Here is a 20,574-nt window from a genome sequence, read left to right on the forward strand (position 1 = left end):
ATCCCGCGTAATCAAAACTAGGAGGAATTCTGTTTGTTCAACATCGGATGGGGCATATTTTATATGCTCGTCAACTTTTCTTTTTTTCTGCTTTGTTACAAGCTGTTCGGAAAAAAGGGTCTTTATGCCTGGATCGGCGTGGCTACGGTCGTAGCCAACATTCAAGTCGTTAAGACGGTGGAGATGTTCGGCATCGTCATGACGCTCGGCAACACGATGTATGTCAGCCTGTATCTGACCAGTGATCTGCTCAACGAGAAATTCGGGCGCCAGGAAGCGAAAAAAGCGGTCTGGTTCGGGTTTTTTACGCTGATCATGACCACGATTCTGATGCAGATGGTCCTTGCCTTCCAGCCTCAGGAGACCGATATCGCCCAAGGTTCGCTCGAGACGATCTTTGGTCTGATGCCGCGGCTTGCCCTAGGCAGCCTTACCGCTTATTTCGTCAGCCAGTTCCTTGACGTACGACTGTACGCCTGGATTCGGAAGTTTTATCCGAAAAGGAACCAGTTGTGGATCAGAAACAACGGCAGCACGATGGTAAGTTCGTTCGTGGATACCGTGATTTTCTGCTCGATCGCTTTCATTGGAGAGTACAGTCTCCAAGTCTGGTTTGAAATTCTGCTGACGACGTATGTGTTCAAATTCGTCCTGACGGCGGCGGGGACTCCATTCCTGTATATCGCCCGGAATTTCCGCCACGAAGAAGACGAGCCGTCAACAGCTCCGCAATAAAACAACAAACCTCCAGGCTATTCAATATAGCCGGAGGTTTGTTTTCTTTTATAGGCCTATAGATTACAGATACGTCAGCTGTTTGGGGAAGCTCGTCAATACTTCCACGCCGGTATCCGTTACGAGACAATCGTCCTCGATACGCACCCCGCCTACGCCAGGAACGTAAATTCCGGGCTCCACCGTAAATACATTGCCCTCGCTGAGCAGGTATTCGTTTTGCCCGTGAACCGAAGGGAATTCATGCACATCAATGCCAAGTCCGTGGCCCAGCCGATGAATGAAATATTGGCCATACCCGGCATTCTCGATGACATCTCTGGCGGCTTTATCGATGGACGCATAAGTGACGCCGGGACGGATAGCCGCAATCGCTGCTTCGTTCGCGGCAAGCACGGTCTCATAGATTCGGATCTGCTCCTCAGTCAGCTCGCCGAACGCGAAAGTTCGCGTTATATCGGACGCATATCCTGAGGCATATACGCCGATATCAAACATGAGCATATCGCCGCGGCGAAGTTTGCGTTCTCCTGGAACTCCGTGGGGCAGCGCCGTTTTTTCGCCGGACAGCACCATGGAATCAAAGGATGGACCGTCCGCACCCAGCTTGCGGATCTGGTATTCCACTTCGGCTACGAGTTCGTTCTCGGATACGCCTTCTTTTACCTGCTTGAGCGATTCCTGAAGCACTTCCTCGATGAGCCGGACCGCATGGCGTATTTTGCCGATCTCTCCGGCCGTTTTTCGGACGCGCATATCACGGAGCCAAGGCCCCACGTCGTGATATGTAGTGAAGCCCAGCGACTCTTGAAGCTGTTCGAAGCGGGCTACCGTGAGGTTTTCTTTTTCCAGTCCGACAGTTCCGACCGGAGCGTGAAGCTTATTTTTTAACAAAAGATAAGGGTTATCCGTATCCAGGTGGGTGATGATCTCCATATTTCCGGTCGCGGCGCGCGCGGCCTCTTCGTCAAGAGCGGGGGCCACCAAAATCGGTTCATTGCCGGGTTGGAAGAGAATCCCCAGAAACCGTTCATGCGGATTGCTCAAAAACCCCGTCAAATAATATACATGCTTGGGATCGGTAATGAGCAGCGTTTGAATCCCTTGCTGCCGCATGCTTTGTTCTAATCCTGACCAATGTTCATTCATGTCGAATACTTCCTTTCTTACTCTGTTCCTATATATTATAGGCTACACCTTCCCGGAAAGAAAAAAAAGTTGCCTCAAAGGGACAATGTTGAACGGCAGCGGATTGCAATTGCAATAAATCGGAAATGATTTTTCAAAAAATATTTACTTTTTATCAATATTCACTAAAATAAAATAGGTATTCAAATTTGAATAGGTACAAGGGGGGCCAAGAATGGCTGCTGAGAAAAAGGACTACACCAAATTTATTCTGATCGGCCTCATGTTAGGCATCCTGATGTCGGCCATGGATAATACGATTGTAACGACGGCCATGGGAACGATCGTTTCCGAGCTTGGAGGAATGGAGCAATTCGTTTGGGTTACCTCCGCCTATATGGTGGCTGTCATGGCAGGTACGCCGATCTTCGGCAAGCTGTCCGATATGTACGGACGAAAGCGGTTTTTCCTGTTCGGAATCATTATGTTTCTGATCGGATCAATCCTGTGCGGGATGGCGGGAAGCATTGTGCAGCTCAGCATTTACCGGGCGATCCAGGGGATCGGCGGCGGGGCGCTGATGCCGATTGCGTTCACGATTATTTATGATATTTTTCCCGTGGAGAAACGGGGGAAAATGACAGGGCTGATGGGGGCCGTCTTCGGCACCTCCAGCATATTCGGTCCGCTGCTCGGCGCTTATATTACCGACTCGCTCGGCTGGAATTGGGTATTTTACATTAACGTACCGATCGGTCTCGTATCGCTGGTGCTGATCATTCTGTTCTACAAAGAATCCCTCACGCATGCCAAACAGCAGATCGACTGGAGCGGTGCGTTTACACTGGTTGGAGCTGTCGTCTGCTTGATGTTCGCGCTGGAACTCGGCGGAGAGAAATACGCCTGGGATTCGGCGGTCATTCTGGGCCTGTTTGCCGGGTTTGCGCTGTTGTTCGTAGTTTTCCTGGTTGCGGAAACAAGAGCGAAGGAGCCGATCATTTCGTTTGATATGTTCCGGAACCGGCTTTATGCGACAAGCAGCCTGCTGGCGTTGTTCTATGGCAGTGTCTTTATCGTGGCAACGGTGTATATCCCGATTTATGTGCAAGGCGTATTCGGGGGAAGTGCCACGAACTCGGGCCTCATTCTGATGCCGATGATGATCGGCTCCGTCGTAGGCAGCATGATGGGCGGCATGTTGACTTCAAAAGTGTCTTACAAGGGCGTTATGTCCATTTCCGTTATCTTTTTTGTATCGGGCATTTTTGCGCTCAGTACGCTGAGCGGCGATTCGTCGCGGATGCTCTTGACAATCTATAGCATTTTGACCGGATTTGGCGTCGGATTCTCCTTTTCCGTGCTTGGTATGGCTGCGGTACATCCGTTCGATATGCGCAAACGGGGTGCGGCAACCTCGACCAACTCTTTTCTCAGATCGCTTGGCATGACGCTCGGGATTACGATCTTCGGCATTGTGCAGCGAAATCTGATGGCGAATAATATGGCGGAAGCATTTCAGGGAATGGGGCAGGCAGGCCAGGCCTTTGGAGATACCCGGGAAGCATTGTCTCCCGAAAAGCGGGCGCTGATCCCGCCGGAAATTTTGGATAAATTGACGAATGCGATGGCTACTTCCATCGGTCATACCTTCATGTGGGCGTTGATTCCGGCCGTTCTGGCCGTACTCGTCGTAATCGCGATGCCTAACGACCGGATGGTAGCTAAGGCGAAGGCGTCCGAAGTGTCCAAACAGCGTGTTTGAGGACGGTTTGATATGCAAGCTTTATCGATCCGTCTAAGTATTCTCGGTTTGTTGATGGAAGAGGATATGCATCCTTATGAAATCCGGAGCCGGATGAAGGACCGCTTTCTGGATTTCCAGGGCAGATTCAAAATCGGTTCGCTCTATTATGCTGTTGATCAACTGGCGAAACAGTCGTATATCGAAGCGGTGGAAACCATACAAAGCGACACCCGTCCGGACAAAACCGTCTACCGGATTACGGACAAGGGGAGGGCTTATTTTCACAAGCTGCTGCTGGACCGGTTCAAGGAGGAGGATATTCCTTTTCATCCGATGTACATCGCCCTGGTGTTTGCCGGAAAAGGGGACCGCGAGAAGATCGCCGCTATTCTCCGGGACCGGGTACGGGAGGCCGAGCATCACGTGAATTACTGTTATCAGGTGTATTGCGAGCATAAGGGGACCGTCCCGCGGAGCGTTCTGCATTTAATGGCCGGGCGATATGAACATGCCAAAACCGAGCTCGCCTGGCTGGTCCGGCTGTTGGAAGATACCGAGGCGGGCCGGTTAAACGAAGTAGCTTTCTCGCCGCTGTTGGACGAGGATTAAGCGTTTCTATCGTAATGGCCTCGTTTCTGTTACTCTCGTTTTTGCTCCCGTTTTTGCTCTCGTCCGCGTTCCGTGTTTATTCCGGAAGGTTTTGAGGTATAAAGGAAGTACAAAGCCGTAGACGAGGTGAAAATAATGGACGATAAACAGAACGGTGCAGGTTTCCCGGATCGCTCGAAAGAAACCCGGAAGACCGGAGAGATACCTAACAGGGATCATCCTGAGCAATATCCTACGGAACAACCCAGCTTGTTCGATATGTTCGAAAGCGAGCAAAACGTCGATCCGATTCCGGTCGAGGATTTGAATCTTGAAGTCCGCGAGGAGAAGGACAAGGAAGCGACGAAGCACGCCTCTTCCAGCGAACGGAAGTATCATACGGGATTTGAAGATTAATTTACCGGAATGCCAAAAACTCCCCAAGCCCATGATTCATGGAGCTTGGGGAGTTTTTGAATTTAGGGATGATCGTTTCTCTGTTTCTCTACCTCAGTTCCTTTACTACATTCGGAGGAGTATGCCCTTGCAGCGCCAACACCAGGTTTTTGGCGGCGGCCATGGCCATCTCGCGGCGCGTATGCTCCGTGGAAGAGCCGATATGCGGCAGGGTTACGACGTTCGGTAAGGTTAGCAGCGGATGGTCAGCCTCGATCGGCTCCCGCTCAAATACATCCAGCCCGGCTCCGTAAATTTGTTTGTTCTTCAAAGCCTGGATCAAAGCCGATTCATCCACAGTTGCACCGCGCGATGCATTGATGAACACCGCCGTACGTTTCATGAGATCAAACTCCGGCTGTCCGATGAGTCCGCGGGTTTCCGGCGTCAACGGCGTCATTATCACGACGAAATCGGATTCACTCAGCAGTTGGTGAAGAGTGCGGTATTCCGCTTGCAGTTCTGCTTCGGCCTCCGGCTTGCGGTGACGGTTATGATAAAGCACCTCCATGCCGAAGCCGAGTCTGCACCGGCGTGCGACCGCCTCTCCGATGCCGCCCATCCCGATAATGCCGAGCTTTTTATGATGGACGTCCAATCCGAAGAAGATCTCGTCATCGCCCCGCTTCCAGCGGCCATCCTTTACATACTTGTCCAATTCCGCGATCCGGCGGGCCGTGGACAACATGAGCGCCATAATCAAATCGGCTACCGTTTCATTCAGCACCCCGGGCGTATTCGTACCGAGTATCCGCCGCGCCTTCATCGCTTCAATGTCGAAATTGTTATAGCCGACACTGATCGTACTGACCGCGCGCAACAGAGGGGCGCGTTCCAGCAGCTCTGCGTCGATTTTGCCGCCTGAGGTGAGGAGCCCCTCAGCATTTCCCAGGCTTTCAAGCAGGCGTTCGCGGGGAATGGGCTTGGGTTGATCCCACTTGCTGCAATCGCAATGTTCTTCAAGATAAGCTTCAACTTCAGGGGGAACTTTTCTGGCAATAAACACTTTAGGTTTCATGAGCGTTCTCCTCTCCAAGTCAGGGACGATAACGTGATCAAAACATGAATTTAGCGATTATCCACCTTTTCGGGATAAAGGTCATGATTCAGCAGGCGATGTTCGGCCATAGCTTCATATTTTGATCCGGGACGGCCGTAGTTGCAGTACGGATCGATGGAAATTCCGCCGCGCGGCGTGAATTTTCCCCATACCTCAATATATTTGGGATCCATCAGCTTAATCAGATCGTTCATTATAATATTAACGCAATCCTCGTGAAAATCACCGTGATTACGGAAACTGAACAAATACAATTTGAGCGATTTGCTCTCCACCATTTTGATATCCGGAATATAACTGATGTAAATGGTGGCAAAATCGGGTTGACCGGTAATCGGACAAAGGCTGGTGAATTCCGGACAATTGAATTTTACAAAGTAATCCCGATAAGGATGCTTGTTATCAAAGCTTTCCAACATTTCGGGCGCATAAGTCATCGGGTATTGAACTCCCTGATTGCCCAACAGACTAACATTTTGCATTTCTTCGGGTTGTCTTCCTGACATTCTTATATCCTCCTTTATTAAACTCCCCGCTTGTTGCCCCATACCAGGGCATGAAGCTGGGGAAGAACACGTACATCGTTCAAATCGCTCATAGACATAACCCGGTCTATGAGTGCTTCGTAACGATGCAGCAAGTCAGCGGCGTGGTGGCCGATGTCCATACGCCGCACATCGGGGTTGCCGACCTGCAGGAACATCGCAACGCCCGGATAACGGGCGTGCACCTGCTTGGCGTAGGCGAGGTCGGCATCGTCGAACACGACGACCTTGAGGCTCACCGCCAAGGGAGCAGGTCGTCCGTTGAGCCTGGCGACGATCTCGTCCAGCATGGCCCAATCGGTATTCATTCCCGAGCTGGGCGGCTTAGGGGAGATCGTCACATGGTGAATGTCGCTCAGCCAGTCCTGCCACCGGGAGCCTTGCGTCTCTACGGCCACCGTGATGCCTTTGCTCCGGAGCAAAGAGACAAGTCCCTCCAACTGAGGCAGGAGGGCAGGATTCCCGCCGGACAAGGTCACGTGCGAGAACCGGTCGCCTCCGATCCGGTACAGTTCGTTCCAAATCTCCGCAGGGGTCATCCGGGAGATCAACTCTTTGGCGCTGCCGTCCCAGGTGAAAGCGGAGTCGCACCAGCTGCAGCGATAATCGCAGCCTGCGGTGCGGACGAACATCGTCTTTTGTCCGATAACCATGCCTTCGCCCTGAACGGTCGGGCCGAATATTTCAAGCACGGGAATGTGCTGTTGTTTGATTTCTTCATTCATCCCTCATCCACTCCCGTCTAGCTTCCGCGTAACTTGTCGGTGTCTCGTACAGGCGTACGAATTCCGTACGGGCCTCCGGGAGAGAAGAGCGGTAGCGTTCCAAATCCATAGAGGCTTCCATTTTTTCAAAGAGCCAAACGACCATATTCTCGGCCGTCGTATTCATCGGAGGCAGCGTTTCATTCAAATAGCGGTGATCCAAATAGCCTTCAATTTCTTCCTTCCAAATTTGCTTGATCGTGCCGAAGTCGACGGTGATCCCCACCTCGTCGGGCTTTCCGCTGATACCAAAGACTACTTTGTACGTATGGCCGTGCAGGTTTTTGCATTTTCCGTCATAAGCGTGCAGATGGTGGGCCGCATCGAAGGTAAACTCCTTGCTGACGAGCACTCGCCGACGATGATAACGGAGCTGCTCTTTGGCGATGTCCTGACCAAGCACCTGCAACTGTTCTACGATGCGAAATTCTCCGGGTGTCCGTTCCATATTTAGAACTCCTCCTTGACGGAGCCGCCGGTACCGCGAGTCTGAAGATAGCTGTCCATTCCGGCTCTTCTGAGCTTGCAGGCGGGACAGTCGCCGCAGCCGTCCCCGATGATTCCGTTATAGCAGGTCAGCGTAAGTTCGCGGACAAAATCGAAGGCGCCCAGTTCATCGGCCAGTTGCCAGGTTTGGGCTTTGTCAATCCACATCAGGGGCGTATGAATGACGAAATCAAAGTCCATCGCCAGATTCAAGGTCACGTTCAGCGATTTAACGAAAGCGTCCCGGCAGTCCGGGTATCCGCTGAAGTCGGTCTCGCATACACCAGTTACCAGGTGGCGTGCCCCGACGCCTTTGGCCAGTACCGCAGCAAAGCTGAGGAATAGATGGTTCCGGCCCTCCACAAAGGTGCTGGGAAGCTCCCCTTCCTCATGCGTGATCGGGATGTCGCTGCGGGTGAGCGCATTTTGCGTCAATTGACCGAGGAGGGACATGTCCAGGACGGTCAATTTAACCCCCAATTCATCCGCGATTCCTTTGGCGCATTCGATTTCCAGAGAATGGCGCTGACCGTAATCGAAGGTGACGGCTTCGACTTCACGGAACTGCTCAAGCGCCCAAAACAAGCAGGTGGTACTGTCCTGGCCGCCGCTGAAAACAACGACCGCTTTTTCATTTTTAAGCATAAAAAAACCTCTCATTCTTCTTGGATTGATCCGAAGGCGAGCAAACGCCTTCTGGGAAGAAAGAGAGTTCTTGAACTTACACCGCAAAAAAACAAGCCCATGCTACTCAGGCAGGGGCACCATTAGTTTTTTATAGAGGGAGTTCGCGAACCTCTTCCGTGCGATAGCCGCAAGGATCCTTTTTTTCAATTGTCACAGGCTTACGCCCGCAGCCATTATAACATACTTGCCGCCTCAGGCGGTATGGTAATGTAAGCAAATAAATCCGCCTAATTCTCTATTTACAAACCCGAAACCGTTGGATGATAATGGAATAATATGATGAAGAGGGGGACTCATGGGGATGAAGACAATAAAATTTAAATGGCTTGCGCTTCCGCTGACGCTTCTGATGATTGCGCTCGCGGGCTGCCAGGCAGTGGCGGGCTTTGATATCAACAAGGCGTTGGTTCAAAGCATCCAGCCGACATCAAGTGAATCCAAGCAGACTCTGTCGGTAGAGCTTGTTCCGGCGACAGGAACGCTCTCTGCGGAAGATAAGAAGACGATCGATCTGATCAATTCCTTCTCGCTGAATGTGGATAGCGCCAAGATGCAGGATGCTTCCAATATTTCGATCAAGGGATCGGTCGGGTACGACGGTAACAAGCTGCCTTTCCATTTGTCGATGGACGATAAAGGAATGGCGATTCAGGTTGAAGGAGCCAAGCAGCCGGTATACATATCGCTTGATCCCGCCGACACAGGCATGCCGGATATGACGGAGTATCAGGATCAAATCCAGCAATTAACGAAGAAGGCGAGCGAGTTTGTTCTGAAGCATTTGCCGAATCCGAGCAAGGTATCGGTAAAGCAGGGCAGTGAAACCGTAAACGGGGAATCCTTGAATTTGACCAACCTGCAGGTTGAATTGCGGGGGGATGAGCTGATCGGTTTGATCAAACCGTTTCTGACGAGTGTCGCCAAGGATGAACAGGGAGTCAAAGACCTGATCGGAACTTTTTACGATGTATTCTATCCGCTGATGAGTTCGGGAATGGGTACGGATATCATCGATTCCTATGCAACGGACATTCTTCCCGAATCCAAAGCGGTAACTGTAGCGGCAATGGCTGCAGCTCTTCAGGAAGAGCTGAACAATCTGTTAGCCGATTACGACCAGCAAATGGCGGACCTGATGGCGGAGACGCCGGAGCTTTCGACGATACTGGGTAAAGACACTGTACTGAAGATGAATCTTTATTTCGACAGCAAGCTGAATATCCGCAAGGAAAAGGTGGAATTGAATATCGCCCTTCCTGCGTCGGAAGATTTGCCCGTTCAAGCGGTTAAAGTCCATGTGGACAGCGAGATATGGAACGTCGGTGGAACCGTGAAAACGGATGAAGTGAATACCGCGGCCGGAGTCATCGACGCCATGGACCCATACTTGACTCCTGGGCAAATTCTGCGCAATTTTGATACGAATTCGGTGATATACAAAATCTTGAAGGATGAAATGCAAATTTCGTATAAGTATATTTTGCTCGATCCTTACAACGACTATTATGAGGTCATCTCCAAAAAGAACACCTCCTTCGTACCGCTCCGCTACTTGTCGGAACAACTGGATGCCGATGTGAAGTGGACGCCGGGCTCCAATCAAATCGTCATTACCGACGATATCACCGGTGCGAAGATCGCCGTGACTAAAGGCTCTAACAAGGCTACCGTGAATGGCCAGCCGGTTACGCTGCCGCAGGCCGTGTTTGTTCATGAAGATGGAACAATGTATGTGCCGCTGCGTTTTATTGCGGAATCGCTTGGAGCAACGGTCAACGTTGACGAAGAGGGCTGGATTACGGTGGAGCGCCCATAAGCGCAACTGATTTTATGAAATTCCGGATTTCGAATATTATCCTTTAAAGAAGATGGATTTGCTTCGACTAAGCTCGAAGCATCCATCTTTTTTTTGTAGACAAGGGGGCGCTCCTGATATAATATGAAACCATAAAGAAAATGATAATCATTATCAGTGACAATGGAGGGTCAAACTATGCGTTACATGAAGCACAGCTTTCTATCTTTGACGGCGATCTTGTTACTGTCCATCGTCCTATCCGCTTGCGGGGGACAGAATGGCGGGAATAAAGCCGGAAATACAGACAATGCACCAGCAAATCAAACCAATCAGAATTCAGGCAACCAGGCCTCGAATACAGATGCAGCGAAGACGAAAACGTTCAAAGATCTGAACGGGGACATTGAAGTTCCGACGAACCCGCAGCGGATCGTTTCGATTACTCACCTGGGCGATTTGGCGGCACTTGGCGTTAAGCCGGTCGGCGCAGGCTCGGTGGCATTGGAGAATTCCGTGCTCTTGGAAAAAGAGCTGGAGGGTGTGGTCAATGTAGGCGATATCTCCGTCGAGAAGGTATTGGAACTGAATCCGGACCTGATCATTATCCCTTCCTATACACCTGCTGATATCGCAGAGCAATTGAAAAAAATCACGACGACAGTAACGCTGGCTACCACCGGATGGGAAGGCATCGATCCGATTGACGAAGTGAGAACGATGGGTGATTTGCTTGGCCGCGAAAAAGAAGCGGAAGAATTCATCGCACGTTATCAAAAGAAAGCGGAAGAAGCTAAGCAAAAGCTGCAAGAGGTCATCGGACCGGACGAAACAATCGGTACGTATTCGATCTGGGCCAAAAACTTCTGGGTATGGCCGGCTACAAGAGATGCCGGATTCAATTTGTATAAAATGTTCGGGCTGAAGCCGTTGCCGAAGATCGAATCCGAAGTGTTCCCTGGAACTGGCAGCGATATCTCGCTTGAGGTGCTTGGAGATTATGCGGCCGACCATATGTTTGTTACCGTATATGAACCGGACGGAGGGGCGGAACGGGCGAAGGAAGTCATGAACGGGGCAGTGTGGAAGAACCTCCCTGCGGTTAAGAATAATCACGTTTATATGCTGGATATGAAGCAATTCTGGATGGTTGACGGTCTGAACCTGGAGAAACAGATCGACATCCTGACGGATCTGATCATTAGCCAAAATCAAAAGTAAACCTTTAATTAAACGGGCTGCCGTATTCTTAAGATCCCTTAAGATTGCGGCAGCCCTTTAATTTTATGCTTTATTCATGGCAGTTGAAAAATCAACAATAGCTTCCTGCAGTATAGTTGAGGGGGGAGCGTTCTTTTTGGCGGCGGATCTCGCTACCATGGACGTAACGAACCGGTCCCACCAGTTCATATCGTCCGGTTTCAGTTCTCCTCCGAAACACGAGATCTTCAGGGCGGAATCCCGCAATTCGGACGGCAGGGCACGGGCGATAAACTGGTCTGCTTGCTCGGGGGACCCGCAGCAAATGAACACCCCGACCTTTTTTTGCAAGAGAGTCTTCAAATGTTCCTGGCAGAGCCGGACGCAAGGCTTTTGCCATTGCCCGTAGTAGATTGATCCTCCGATAATTATCTTTTCAAAAGCAGCGAGGTCGGGAAGGGGGTCATGTTGCAAATTAACGATACTTATCGGACCCGTCAACCGGCTTTCCAGCATAGACGCGCATTTTGCCGTACAGCCGTACTTTCCGGCATAAGCAATCAATACACTCATAGCGAACCTCCTGTTCAAATCGCATTTTCCAAATTATATATAATGGAGCTTCAAAGAGATAAGAGATTTATCATACTGCTAAGCTTGCGACCATATCTTTGCGCATTGACAAATGAATAAGAAATTTTTTAATATTGTCCTATATTCGTAATTATTACAATTAAACGGGATTGAGCCCGGATCCGTGAAGGGAAGATTGACATACATGCTGAAGTTGAAAAAGGGCGATCTCTGGCTCATCGCTGTGCTTGTCGCAGTAGGTATCCTCTGGCTGGGGCTCCGCTATTTTAACGAACAGAGTCATACATATAATCCGGCAGACCTGAATGCGGTCATCACGGTGGACGGTCAATTGTACAAAAACGTTCCCCTGAATGGAGCGACGGAACAAATCGAGATTAAAACCGAGTTCGGGCACAATATTCTTAAAAAGTTTGACGGGGGCATCCAGATGATTTCTGCGGATTGTCCCAAAAAAATTTCCATGGCCATGGGATTCATATCCCGTCCGAATGAGACTATCATCTGCGTCCCGAACCGAGTCTACGTGGAAATTGCCGGAAATAAAGGTAGCAAGGAGAATGAGGAAGATGAAGTGGATGCTTATGTCCGTTAAGCGGGAAAGCCCAAGCTTGGAGTTTGTGTTTTTACGAGTCATCCCCAGCCCCCGGCTTAATACCTCCAGAAGACTCCCTTGCCTCTTGGATCCATTGTTCCACCGCTTTACTGTTGAGATAAATATAAGGAGTATCCGGTCGTGGAATTTCGGTCACCAACTCAGCTTCAACCGCCATAACTTCCCTATCTTCGCGAATTACCGTAACCAAGTTCCCCTCGACTTCTAACCATGCATCGTTTCGGACGGCGGGATGGTTAGCCTGAAGAAGGACCGGAACGCCGAAGGGATAAGCATCTGCCGTGCAGCATTGCACGAGAAAACGTCCCAGGACAAATTCATCATCCGGCGAAACGCCCGCATCACGGTAAACAAAACCGCTCAGCCTGATCCTCTTTCCCTTGAACTCCTCTTTGAACAATTGTATTGACCCTACGATTTCCGAATATATTTCCGGTTTAACTTCGATTGGATCCTGCACATATAGCAGCTTGGCCAGTTCGGCAAATTCCACATTGTACTTGTCCGGTGCTTTGAATTTGCCGTCCAGCTGTTCTCTGGTCAGTACGGGCGATCCGAGAATCATGCCTTTTTTTGCTGCGGCCGTAACCCCGAGAGCCTGGTCGGGAAGCAGGCTTCCTAATAGTATCGGAAGAATAAATAGGGCATAAATCGCCGCATGTTTGAGTTTGGAACCGGTGACGGGGTGTTCGCAATGGCAATCCACACCGTGCTTCGTCCCGAACATAGTCCGGTACGCAAGATTGACGGATAGCATGACGAGCGGTATGACGCTCAGCCGAAGCCAAGGATACATTTCCGGTGCAACGTAATATTGAAGATATCCTGTGGCAGACAGACGAGCGATATATATGGCGAAGCCGAGTAAGATGAGACTGCGGAACAGTTCATGGCTCTGGAAGACGGGCTCTTCATTCATCATAATTCCCTCCTATTGGCTTAAAAAGAAAGCATCTACAGCAACTGCCCCCGTAAAGACCACCGTACAAATCAGAAAAGCCAAGTAAATGACGAATTTCGTTTTGAAAACGGACAGCAGCATTAACGTATTTTTGAAATCGAGCATCGGACCGAAGACGAGGAAAGCGAGCAGGGAGCCGGAAGAGAACGAATGGAGAAACGTTTGGGCGACAAAAGCATCGGAAGTGGAGCAAAGGGACAGCAGAAATGCGAATCCCATCATGAACACATAGGCGCTGACCGGGCCGCTGCCGATGGATTCAAGGCTTTCTTTGGCCACAAAGGATTGAATTCCTGCGGTAAGCATGCAGCCTAGCAACAAATATTTGCCCATATCGAAAAATTCATCCGCCGTGTGGACAAAGATGGAGGTCCACTTCTTTTTACCTTGATTTGAATGGGAGTGGTGAGCGGGATGGTCTTGAGCGGTTGCTCCGGATGCAGAAGCCATTTTAAGCGGGTCTGTTTTCCAGGTGACGTAAATCATGACCCCGATGGAGGCGGCTACGAAAAAGGCCAGTCCCATCCGGGCGTAAACCATCTCGGGATACAGCCGGAAAGCCATGTAGGTCGCGCCGAAGACGACCGGATTGATAATCGGCCCGGATAGAATGAAAACTGTCGCAATATATACGGGCATACCTTTCTGGATGAGTCTGCGGATCAGCGGAATCATGCCGCACTCGCAAACGGGGAACAAGAGCCCGAGAATACAGGCGGTCAAAATTCCGGCGGCCGGATTTTTGGGGATCCACTTTTTCAGCAATTGTTCGGATACGTATAAATGCACCAGTGAGGACAATAGCGAACCTAGCAGGACAAACGGCAGTGCCTCCAGCAATATGCCGAGAAAGCTTGTCCGGAACGTATATAGGTAGGTTAAATCGACGGAGCCTGCGGCGAGAGGCAAGAGGACGGTCATACAAGCCAAAATGAACGCGGCAGGCGCCAAAATGGGAAGGATGCGGAGCGGAAAGAGTTTGTTCATCGACGGGATCTCCTTTTCGGGATTCTTAATCATAATAATTACTATTTAGCTGGATAAGAGTTCAGAACAGAAAAGCAAAATTTTCGTGAACCGTTGACAACTTGGTTAGCGGGGGATATAGTAATTGTTATTAATCGTAACGGTTACGAATAAGAAATTACACTTAAAATGAAAGGGGCAAATGAGTTAGTGACATTGGATACGAAAATAATACCGGTCACCGTGCTTTGCGGCTATCTGGGGTCAGGCAAGACTACGCTGCTTAACCACGTACTGAACCAGCGCGGCGGCATGAAAGTTGCCGTGATCGTAAACGACATGAGTGAAATTAATATCGATGCCGGCCTTGTGAGCAACGGGGCCCAATTATGCAGAACGGAAGAGAAGCTGGTGGAGTTGTCCAACGGCTGCATCTGCTGCACGCTCCGGGACGATTTGCTGCGAGAGGTCCAAAAGCTGGCGGCGGAAGGCCGGTTTGATTACATTTTGATTGAATCGACCGGAATCAGCGAGCCGGTTCCCATAGCCCAAACCTTTACTTATGAAGATCCTGATACGGGAATCGACTTGACCGCCTTTGCCCGACTGGACACCATGGTGACCGTGGTGGATGCCTATCGGTTCTGGCATGATTTCGGCTCGGGCGAAACGCTACTCGACCGGGGACAGGCGACAGGGGAAGAGGATACCCGGGACGTGGTCGATTTACTGATCGACCAGATCGAAACCTGTGATGTGCTGATCCTGAATAAATGCGATCTGGTGAGCCAGGACGATCTCGAAGAGCTTAAGGGAGTGCTTCGCAAACTGCAGCCGACGGCCAAGCTGATTACTTCAAGCAACGGCGTGGTCGATCCGAAGGAGATATTGAACACGGGCCGGTTTGATTTCGAAAAAGCCAGTCTGTCCGCCGGTTGGATCAAAGAGCTTCAGAGGGAAGAGCATACGCCCGAGACGGAGGAGTACGGCATCGGTTCCTTCGTTTACCGGAGATCGAAACCTTTTCATCCGGAAAGGCTCGCCAAGGTGCTGGAAAATTGGCCGGTTGAAGTCGTGAGAGCCAAAGGAACCTTATGGCTTGCAGTAAAGCATGATCTGGCGGCAAGCCTGAGCCAAGCCGGCCCCTCGATCCAATTCGGTCCGGCCGGCAGGTGGGTGGCTGCTCTGACTGAGGAAGAACGGCAAATGGTGTTCGAGACGGAACCGGAGGTACTGGTGAAATGGGACTCCGTCTGGGGTGACCGTTTGAACGAAGTCGTGTTAATCGGCATAGATATGGATCGAAGCGGGCTGGAACGGGACCTCGACGATTGCCTGCTTACGGCGGAGGAGATGGAGCTGGATTGGTCCGGTTTCAACAACCCGCTCCCCTGGATCAGCGATGAGGATTATGAGGCCGCCATGGGTAACTGAACCGGATTTTAAAGGATTGTACTGAAAAGGGAGGTGAAGATAATGCGCGTAGTTGTCACTTTGGCTTGCACGGAATGTGGGGACAGAAAACTATACGACCACCAAAAACAAGAAAACTCATCCGGAGCGTCTGGAGTTGCGTAAATATTCGCCGCGGCTGAGAAAATATACGATTCACAGAGAAACAAGATAGCCTGGGGATATTGGACAATATCATAATAAATAAGACCGGCCCCAGGCCGGTCAAATAATATTTTTCCCATAAAATATTTCGTCCATCTCGATCGTCAAACGCTCCGTATTTTCCAGTTGCTCCTGCGGACTAAGTGTGTCCTTGGTGTAGCCGAACAGGTAATTGTTCAGATCGAATTCCTTCAGTTTGCATTTGGTATGGAAAATATGCTCCTGGTACACATTGACGTCAATCATATGGTACTGGTCAAGCACCTCGTCGGGGATATAGTTCTGGATAGAACTGATATCATGGTCGATGAACAGCTTCTGACCGTTGATATCGCGCGTGAAGCCCCTGACTCTGTAATCGATCGTCATTATATCGGTATCGAAAGAGTGGATTAAATAATTCAGCGCCTTCAGCGGTGAAATTTCACCGCAAGTCGAGACATCGATATCCGCCCGGAACGTGCAAATTCCTTCATTCGGATCGTACTCCGGATACGTATGGACGGTAATATGGCTTTTGTCCAACTGGATGACTACATTATCCGGCAGAGGTCCGGGCGATTCCTCGAACGATTCGTTCGGCACCTCCACCACCGGCCCCTCCGAAACAAGCACGGTAACGCTGGCCCCTTGAGGGACATAATCCTGCTTTGCCACATTAAGAACATGGGCGCCGATAATTTCCGCAACGGTGGTCAAAATTTTCGTAAGCCGGTCGGAATTGTACTGTTCGTCAATGTACGCGATATAGGCTTCCCGTTCTTCTTTGGTTCGCGTATAGCAAATATCATACATATTAAAACTTAGCGATTTGGTCAAATTGTTAAACTCGTGCAACTGGATCCGCTGTTCCTGGGTCAGTTTCATGAGGGAATCCCCCTTTTCATGGCTGTTCTCAAGGTAAAGTTTGTTTGCATTACCTTACTTTTATACCCATTCTGTCCCGGAAAAAACGTCTCGGAGGGAGGTAGAGGCAAATAGTTAGCCGCGGGGGGAAGTAACTTCAGTTCAAATCATCCCATCTTTCCCATTGATCCCGGGGATTTACTTCATAAACCTCCTGATCCCGGGACATCAGCCGGTGAATGATGAATTCTCTGCGGATGGTGGCATAATCGCCGTGAAACTGCTTGATAAATTCGTTGATCTCTTTTTCCGCATATTTCCGCACCGGATCCAGCAAGGATACAAGATGATGTAATACGATCAGCTTCTTCTTGTATTGGGCGGGCAGGTGTTTCAATGTACCCTCCGCGGTAAAAAAGTTTCGGATAACGCTGTTTTGCAGTGCCTGCTGTTTAGACTCTAAGGTCAACCGCTCCGTCTCTTGTTTTTCGTTTGGCTGAAGTTGCATGAATAAGACCCTCCTTAAGTTGTTCGAATTGAACAGAGAATGAAGTCAATTAAATTCGATAAATGTTTAATTAGATAATAATCTAATAAGTTAAAGGAGTCAAATACGAACTTGCTCCATGCCCTTTAACAGTTAATCGTTTTGAACCTAACCAAGAACAAAAAAAGCCCGGCGGAGGCATCCGCCGGGCTTTCATTGCGATGATTGCGATTAAGGCTCGATTCCCCAAACCAGACTGCCGTTCAGGTAAGCAGGAACGCGCTCCCAGTCGGCATATGCCGATTTGGTCGAATCATAAGAGAAATCGTCCGCTTCCGCATAATTAGTCCAGTCGGTTTTATTGATGCGGACTTGGATTTCTCCGGAGTCCGCACCGGGGGCCAGACTTCCGGCTCCGGCACCGAAGGAGATCTCGATATAGTAATCTCCTCCCGGAAGAGCAGGGTCCACCTTGACGAAAGTGCCGCTGACATTACCGCTTCCGATCGCGGCATAGTCGCAATGGAACTGCTGGGCTTTGTCTCCATCGATGGTGTAATAATAACGCAGCTTTACATCGCTTAACGCAATAGCTTCGTCCCCGTTGTTGACGATTTTGAATTGGGCCCGGATTTGATTGTCGTTCGCGTTGTTGTCATTCGTCCGGTATTGGACGGTCAAATCGCCTTCCGCGGGAATCGGCGCCTCTGTCGGCGTCGCGCTGACTTCTGCGGAATCCGGGCTGGAACCTGCCGCATTGCCTGCGCTTACCACATAGTAGTAAGTCGTGTTGTTGACCACGTCGAAATCGGTGTAAGCCGTTTCGGAAATCGTGGCGATGTCGGTGTATGGTCCGCCGCTGAGGGTGGCCCGTTTGACCGTATAAGACTCGGCGCCGGCCGGTTTGTTCCAGGTCAAACCGACTTGAGCGTCGCCGGCTGTCGCCTTAAGGCCTGTCGGCGCTTTAGGAGCCACAGGCTCTACCGGGCCTCCTCCGCCGCCGTTGATCAGCCGGTCATATTCGGCATAGGCTGTTGCCATGTCGACTTGGGACCAGAAGCGATGGTACGTGAATTCCGGAGTCCCGTTATCCCATTGTTTGGTTTGCGGGTTCCAGGACGTGTTGAATTTGTTTTCGAGATAGGACCAGGCCGGATCGTTTGTAATTTCCGGACGGACATCGATATAGCTGGCGTACACCCCGTCTCCGCCTTTGGCAGGATCGGAAGGAACGGTGCTGCTTCCCGGAATGGCGTTGCCCTGGCCGAAGGTTCCGTTCCATCCGTTCGGAAAGTAAATTTCCTTCATGAAATATCTGTAGTAATCGCTGCGAGGCTCTACCGTTGTGATGCCGACACCGTCATTGTATCCCCAAGCCGCATCCAGCAGCGATTTGGCCAATTGTTCGGCCTGGCTGCCGAGTGCGGAGTAGCTGCCGTTTTCCGCCTTCGTAGCGGCTGCAAAGAAGGTTAAAGCTTTGATGTAGCTGCCGAGCACTCCGGCGTCTTGTCCCGGGTTTTTCGTAACCACGTGAAGACCCGGATTGCCGGTGTGATTGCTGAATCCGTTCCAGCTATCCGGTTTGCCTTGCCATTCCAGATTGCTCGGAATCCAGAATTCCCCCGGAGCGGACACGGTATCGATTTGCGGATCGTTGCCGCCGAGTACCCGGTTCCCTTGCTGATCGAGGTAATAGCCCTCCGAATCGGTCACCGGGCGGCTGTTGGCGAAGGCGTAATCCATCGACCAGTCGACCCAGTTTTCAACGACCTGCTTGGCCATTTGGAAGTTTTCGGACGAGGTGTCTCCATTGGAAGCGAGAATATAGTATAACTCCGCGATCCGTTCCACCGGCCAGGCTTGCATACCGAACCAGTTGTTGGAAGGAGGATCATGATAGACCGGCGCATCGTCATAGGCCATTCCGTAGAACGTACTGGTTCCTGCCGGATAAGCTTTATAGGCACCGTCATAGCTGTTGGTCGCCCCGCCGGCTATGGCGCCTTCGCTGGACTGCAGCCAGGAGTAGAATTCAAGCTGACGTTTCAGCGAAGTGGCCCAGTCCGTCCCCGCCGTCGGCGAAGACGGGATCAAGCCGCCTTCCGGATCGGACAGGGCATAGGCTGCGACTACGTTCTGATAGCCTTGATGCGCATGGCTGGCACCGATGCGCCATGCCCAGTTGCCGGTGCTTCCAAGCCCGCCGCCCCAGGCGGTATACCAGGCCATCAGATAGTGCGCGGCATCTTTGCCGGTACCGGCCGAAGGCGAGCCGTCGGAGGCGCTGCCGATTTGCTGGAAGTACTTGTCGTACATGCCGTAGCGCAAATAGTCGCCCATTTTTTCGGCCTTTTGCAAATAAACTTCATTGTCATAGCCGAGCTCCTTAGCCCAATACATGGCTTGAATGGCCCGGGCATCGGCATCCGTCGCGTTGGTATAACGCCATTGTGGTGCCGGCGTGTTGCTCTCTTTCGTGAAGAGGGTCATAAAACCTTCGCCGGGTTTACCGAACGATTTGTCGTCTTGGGAGGGGTGAGGGACCGCTTCCCAAACCGATTCCTGTTCGCCGCGCTGGAAGGTGTTTACGTATGCGGCGGTATGGCTGGGGTTCAGCAGGTTTCCGAATCCGTACCAGTTGTCCACATCGACGAGCCAATGCATAAGATAGGTTTGGTTATTGCCGTAGGTCGCCTTCAGCTCGGCATCGAGCGGGTCCTTACCTGCGGCATATTGTCCGCTTAGCTGGCTCGGATACTTGTCCGGCTGGTCATATTCTGCGGCATAGGTTGCCGGACTGTTAGGGTTATAATAGCTCATGGTCGGCTGTTCTTCTTTACCGTCGCCTTCATTCACCGGGATAATATATTTCTCCATGTTATCCCAGGCTTCTTCCAGCTTGCTCCAGTCTCCCGTATAGTGGCCATACAGTACTTCTAGCCACATCCAGTAACTGTAGGCTTCGGAGGTCGTCATATGCCCGTAGTCCGGGGCTTCGCTCATCAAGGTTTCAACAGCGTGATAGGGGATGCCCTCGGGCGAAAAATATCCGCTGGCGGGATCTTTAAGCTGATCGTAAAGCTGCAGAAAGCGGGTTTCTTCCGGGGAGGCGGCCATCGCTTTTGGAGTCCCGGCACCGAACACACCGGTTATCAAAGAAAATAATAATGCGGCAGTCAAGGCAAGCGAGAGAGGTTTCCTGAACACGTTCGATCTTTTCATAAATCCATCATCCCTTCAATTTAATTTGGGTAAGGATTGAATGGCTTTGCTTATCGATCTTGGCAGTCAGTTTGATC

The 20,574-nt window shown here is 50.8% G+C and carries 20 protein-coding genes, 1 pseudogene and 1 riboswitch; of the genes and pseudogenes, 9 read left to right on the forward strand and 12 right to left on the reverse strand.

Annotation, left to right across the window (positions count from 1 at the left end; translation table 11 throughout):
* Nucleotides 1-33: 33 nt before the first annotated feature.
* On the forward strand, nt 34-735 hold the full coding sequence (locus KJS57_RS19365; RefSeq protein WP_213656037.1) for a queuosine precursor transporter: 702 nt from the start codon (nt 34-36) through the stop codon (nt 733-735).
* Nucleotides 736-798: 63 nt separating this feature from the next.
* Here KJS57_RS19365 and KJS57_RS19370 read toward each other — a convergent pair whose 3' ends face one another.
* Nucleotides 799-1,884: a M24 family metallopeptidase gene (locus KJS57_RS19370; protein ID WP_211021946.1), complete on the reverse strand. Its 1,086-nt coding sequence runs from the start codon at nt 1,882-1,884 to the stop codon at nt 799-801.
* A 214-nt stretch (nt 1,885-2,098) separates the two neighbouring features.
* Here KJS57_RS19370 and KJS57_RS19375 point away from each other — a divergent pair, with 214 nt between their 5' ends.
* The 3 genes from KJS57_RS19375 to KJS57_RS19385 all read left to right on the forward strand — a co-directional run bounded on the left by KJS57_RS19375 (nt 2,099) and on the right by KJS57_RS19385 (nt 4,612).
* Entirely contained in the window at nt 2,099-3,625 is a 1,527-nt protein-coding gene (locus tag KJS57_RS19375) for an MDR family MFS transporter (RefSeq protein WP_213656038.1), read from the forward strand.
* Nucleotides 3,626-3,637: 12 nt separating this feature from the next.
* Complete coding sequence (locus tag KJS57_RS19380) at nt 3,638-4,216, forward strand: PadR family transcriptional regulator (RefSeq protein WP_213656039.1); 579 nt, start codon at nt 3,638-3,640, stop codon at nt 4,214-4,216.
* Nucleotides 4,217-4,351: 135 nt separating this feature from the next.
* Entirely contained in the window at nt 4,352-4,612 is a 261-nt protein-coding gene (locus KJS57_RS19385) for a YczO family protein (protein ID WP_244861630.1), read from the forward strand.
* An 88-nt stretch (nt 4,613-4,700) separates the two neighbouring features.
* Here KJS57_RS19385 and KJS57_RS19390 read toward each other — a convergent pair whose 3' ends face one another.
* The 5 genes from KJS57_RS19390 to queC are packed head-to-tail and all read right to left on the reverse strand — an operon-like array spanning nt 4,701 to nt 8,151.
* Nucleotides 4,701-5,669 (reverse strand): 2-hydroxyacid dehydrogenase, encoded by a 969-nt coding sequence (locus KJS57_RS19390; RefSeq protein WP_211021952.1) that lies wholly within the window; start codon nt 5,667-5,669, stop codon nt 4,701-4,703.
* Nucleotides 5,670-5,719: 50 nt separating this feature from the next.
* Nucleotides 5,720-6,217: a preQ(1) synthase gene (gene queF, locus KJS57_RS19395; RefSeq protein WP_213656040.1), complete on the reverse strand. Its 498-nt coding sequence runs from the start codon at nt 6,215-6,217 to the stop codon at nt 5,720-5,722.
* 17 nt (nt 6,218-6,234) lie between these two features.
* On the reverse strand, nt 6,235-6,981 hold the full coding sequence (gene queE, locus KJS57_RS19400; RefSeq protein ID WP_213656041.1) for a 7-carboxy-7-deazaguanine synthase QueE: 747 nt from the start codon (nt 6,979-6,981) through the stop codon (nt 6,235-6,237).
* Nucleotides 6,974-7,468, reverse strand: a complete 495-nt coding sequence (gene queD / locus KJS57_RS19405) for a 6-carboxytetrahydropterin synthase QueD (RefSeq protein WP_213656042.1) — start codon at nt 7,466-7,468, stop codon at nt 6,974-6,976. The genes queE and queD overlap by 8 nt, the downstream gene beginning before the upstream one ends.
* A 2-nt stretch (nt 7,469-7,470) precedes the next feature.
* Nucleotides 7,471-8,151, reverse strand: coding sequence for a 7-cyano-7-deazaguanine synthase QueC (gene queC / locus KJS57_RS19410; protein WP_213656043.1), 681 nt, complete (start codon nt 8,149-8,151; stop codon nt 7,471-7,473).
* A 116-nt stretch (nt 8,152-8,267) separates the two neighbouring features.
* Nucleotides 8,268-8,311, reverse strand: a riboswitch (PreQ1 riboswitch).
* 183 nt (nt 8,312-8,494) lie between these two features.
* On the opposite strand from queC, the gene KJS57_RS19415 reads away from it, so the two are divergent.
* Both KJS57_RS19415 and KJS57_RS19420 read left to right on the forward strand, forming a co-directional pair.
* Complete coding sequence (locus tag KJS57_RS19415; RefSeq protein WP_244861631.1) at nt 8,495-10,009, forward strand: copper amine oxidase N-terminal domain-containing protein; 1,515 nt, start codon at nt 8,495-8,497, stop codon at nt 10,007-10,009.
* A gap of 177 nt (nt 10,010-10,186) precedes the next feature.
* Nucleotides 10,187-11,209 carry an ABC transporter substrate-binding protein gene (locus tag KJS57_RS19420; RefSeq protein ID WP_213656045.1) on the forward strand — a complete coding sequence of 341 codons (1,023 nt, stop codon included), beginning with the start codon at nt 10,187-10,189 and terminating at the stop codon, nt 11,207-11,209.
* A gap of 63 nt (nt 11,210-11,272) precedes the next feature.
* Here the strand turns inward: KJS57_RS19420 and KJS57_RS19425 are convergent, their stop codons facing one another.
* The gene (locus tag KJS57_RS19425) at nt 11,273-11,761 is read right to left on the reverse strand and encodes a flavodoxin domain-containing protein (RefSeq protein WP_213656046.1); all 489 of its coding nucleotides are present in this window, start codon (nt 11,759-11,761) and stop codon (nt 11,273-11,275) included.
* Nucleotides 11,762-11,966: 205 nt separating this feature from the next.
* On the opposite strand from KJS57_RS19425, the gene KJS57_RS19430 reads away from it, so the two are divergent.
* Nucleotides 11,967-12,377 (forward strand): NusG domain II-containing protein, encoded by a 411-nt coding sequence (locus KJS57_RS19430; RefSeq protein ID WP_213656047.1) that lies wholly within the window; start codon nt 11,967-11,969, stop codon nt 12,375-12,377.
* 31 nt (nt 12,378-12,408) lie between these two features.
* Here KJS57_RS19430 and KJS57_RS19435 read toward each other — a convergent pair whose 3' ends face one another.
* Nucleotides 12,409-13,320 (reverse strand): TIGR03943 family putative permease subunit, encoded by a 912-nt coding sequence (locus KJS57_RS19435; protein ID WP_244861632.1) that lies wholly within the window; start codon nt 13,318-13,320, stop codon nt 12,409-12,411.
* A 9-nt stretch (nt 13,321-13,329) separates the two neighbouring features.
* Nucleotides 13,330-14,346 (reverse strand): permease, encoded by a 1,017-nt coding sequence (locus KJS57_RS19440; protein ID WP_213656048.1) that lies wholly within the window; start codon nt 14,344-14,346, stop codon nt 13,330-13,332.
* A gap of 168 nt (nt 14,347-14,514) precedes the next feature.
* On the opposite strand from KJS57_RS19440, the gene KJS57_RS19445 reads away from it, so the two are divergent.
* Nucleotides 14,515-15,759 carry a GTP-binding protein gene (locus KJS57_RS19445; RefSeq protein WP_213656049.1) on the forward strand — a complete coding sequence of 415 codons (1,245 nt, stop codon included), beginning with the start codon at nt 14,515-14,517 and terminating at the stop codon, nt 15,757-15,759.
* 42 nt (nt 15,760-15,801) lie between these two features.
* Nucleotides 15,802-15,952, forward strand: a pseudogene (gene rpmG / locus KJS57_RS19450) (50S ribosomal protein L33).
* A 50-nt stretch (nt 15,953-16,002) separates the two neighbouring features.
* Here the strand turns inward: rpmG and speD are convergent.
* The 3 genes from speD to KJS57_RS19465 form a co-directional block, all read right to left on the reverse strand.
* Nucleotides 16,003-16,809 carry an adenosylmethionine decarboxylase gene (speD, locus tag KJS57_RS19455; RefSeq protein WP_213656050.1) on the reverse strand — a complete coding sequence of 269 codons (807 nt, stop codon included), beginning with the start codon at nt 16,807-16,809 and terminating at the stop codon, nt 16,003-16,005.
* A gap of 136 nt (nt 16,810-16,945) precedes the next feature.
* Nucleotides 16,946-17,296 carry a DUF2087 domain-containing protein gene (locus KJS57_RS19460; protein ID WP_211021977.1) on the reverse strand — a complete coding sequence of 117 codons (351 nt, stop codon included), beginning with the start codon at nt 17,294-17,296 and terminating at the stop codon, nt 16,946-16,948.
* 210 nt (nt 17,297-17,506) lie between these two features.
* A complete protein-coding gene (locus tag KJS57_RS19465; protein ID WP_213656051.1) occupies nt 17,507-20,497 on the reverse strand; it encodes a glycoside hydrolase family 48 protein in 2,991 nt (996 codons plus the stop codon).
* Between the last annotated feature and the right edge of the window lie 77 nt (nt 20,498-20,574).

Source organism: Paenibacillus vini (genome assembly GCF_018403325.1).
Classification (GTDB): domain Bacteria; phylum Bacillota; class Bacilli; order Paenibacillales; family Paenibacillaceae; genus Fontibacillus; species Fontibacillus vini.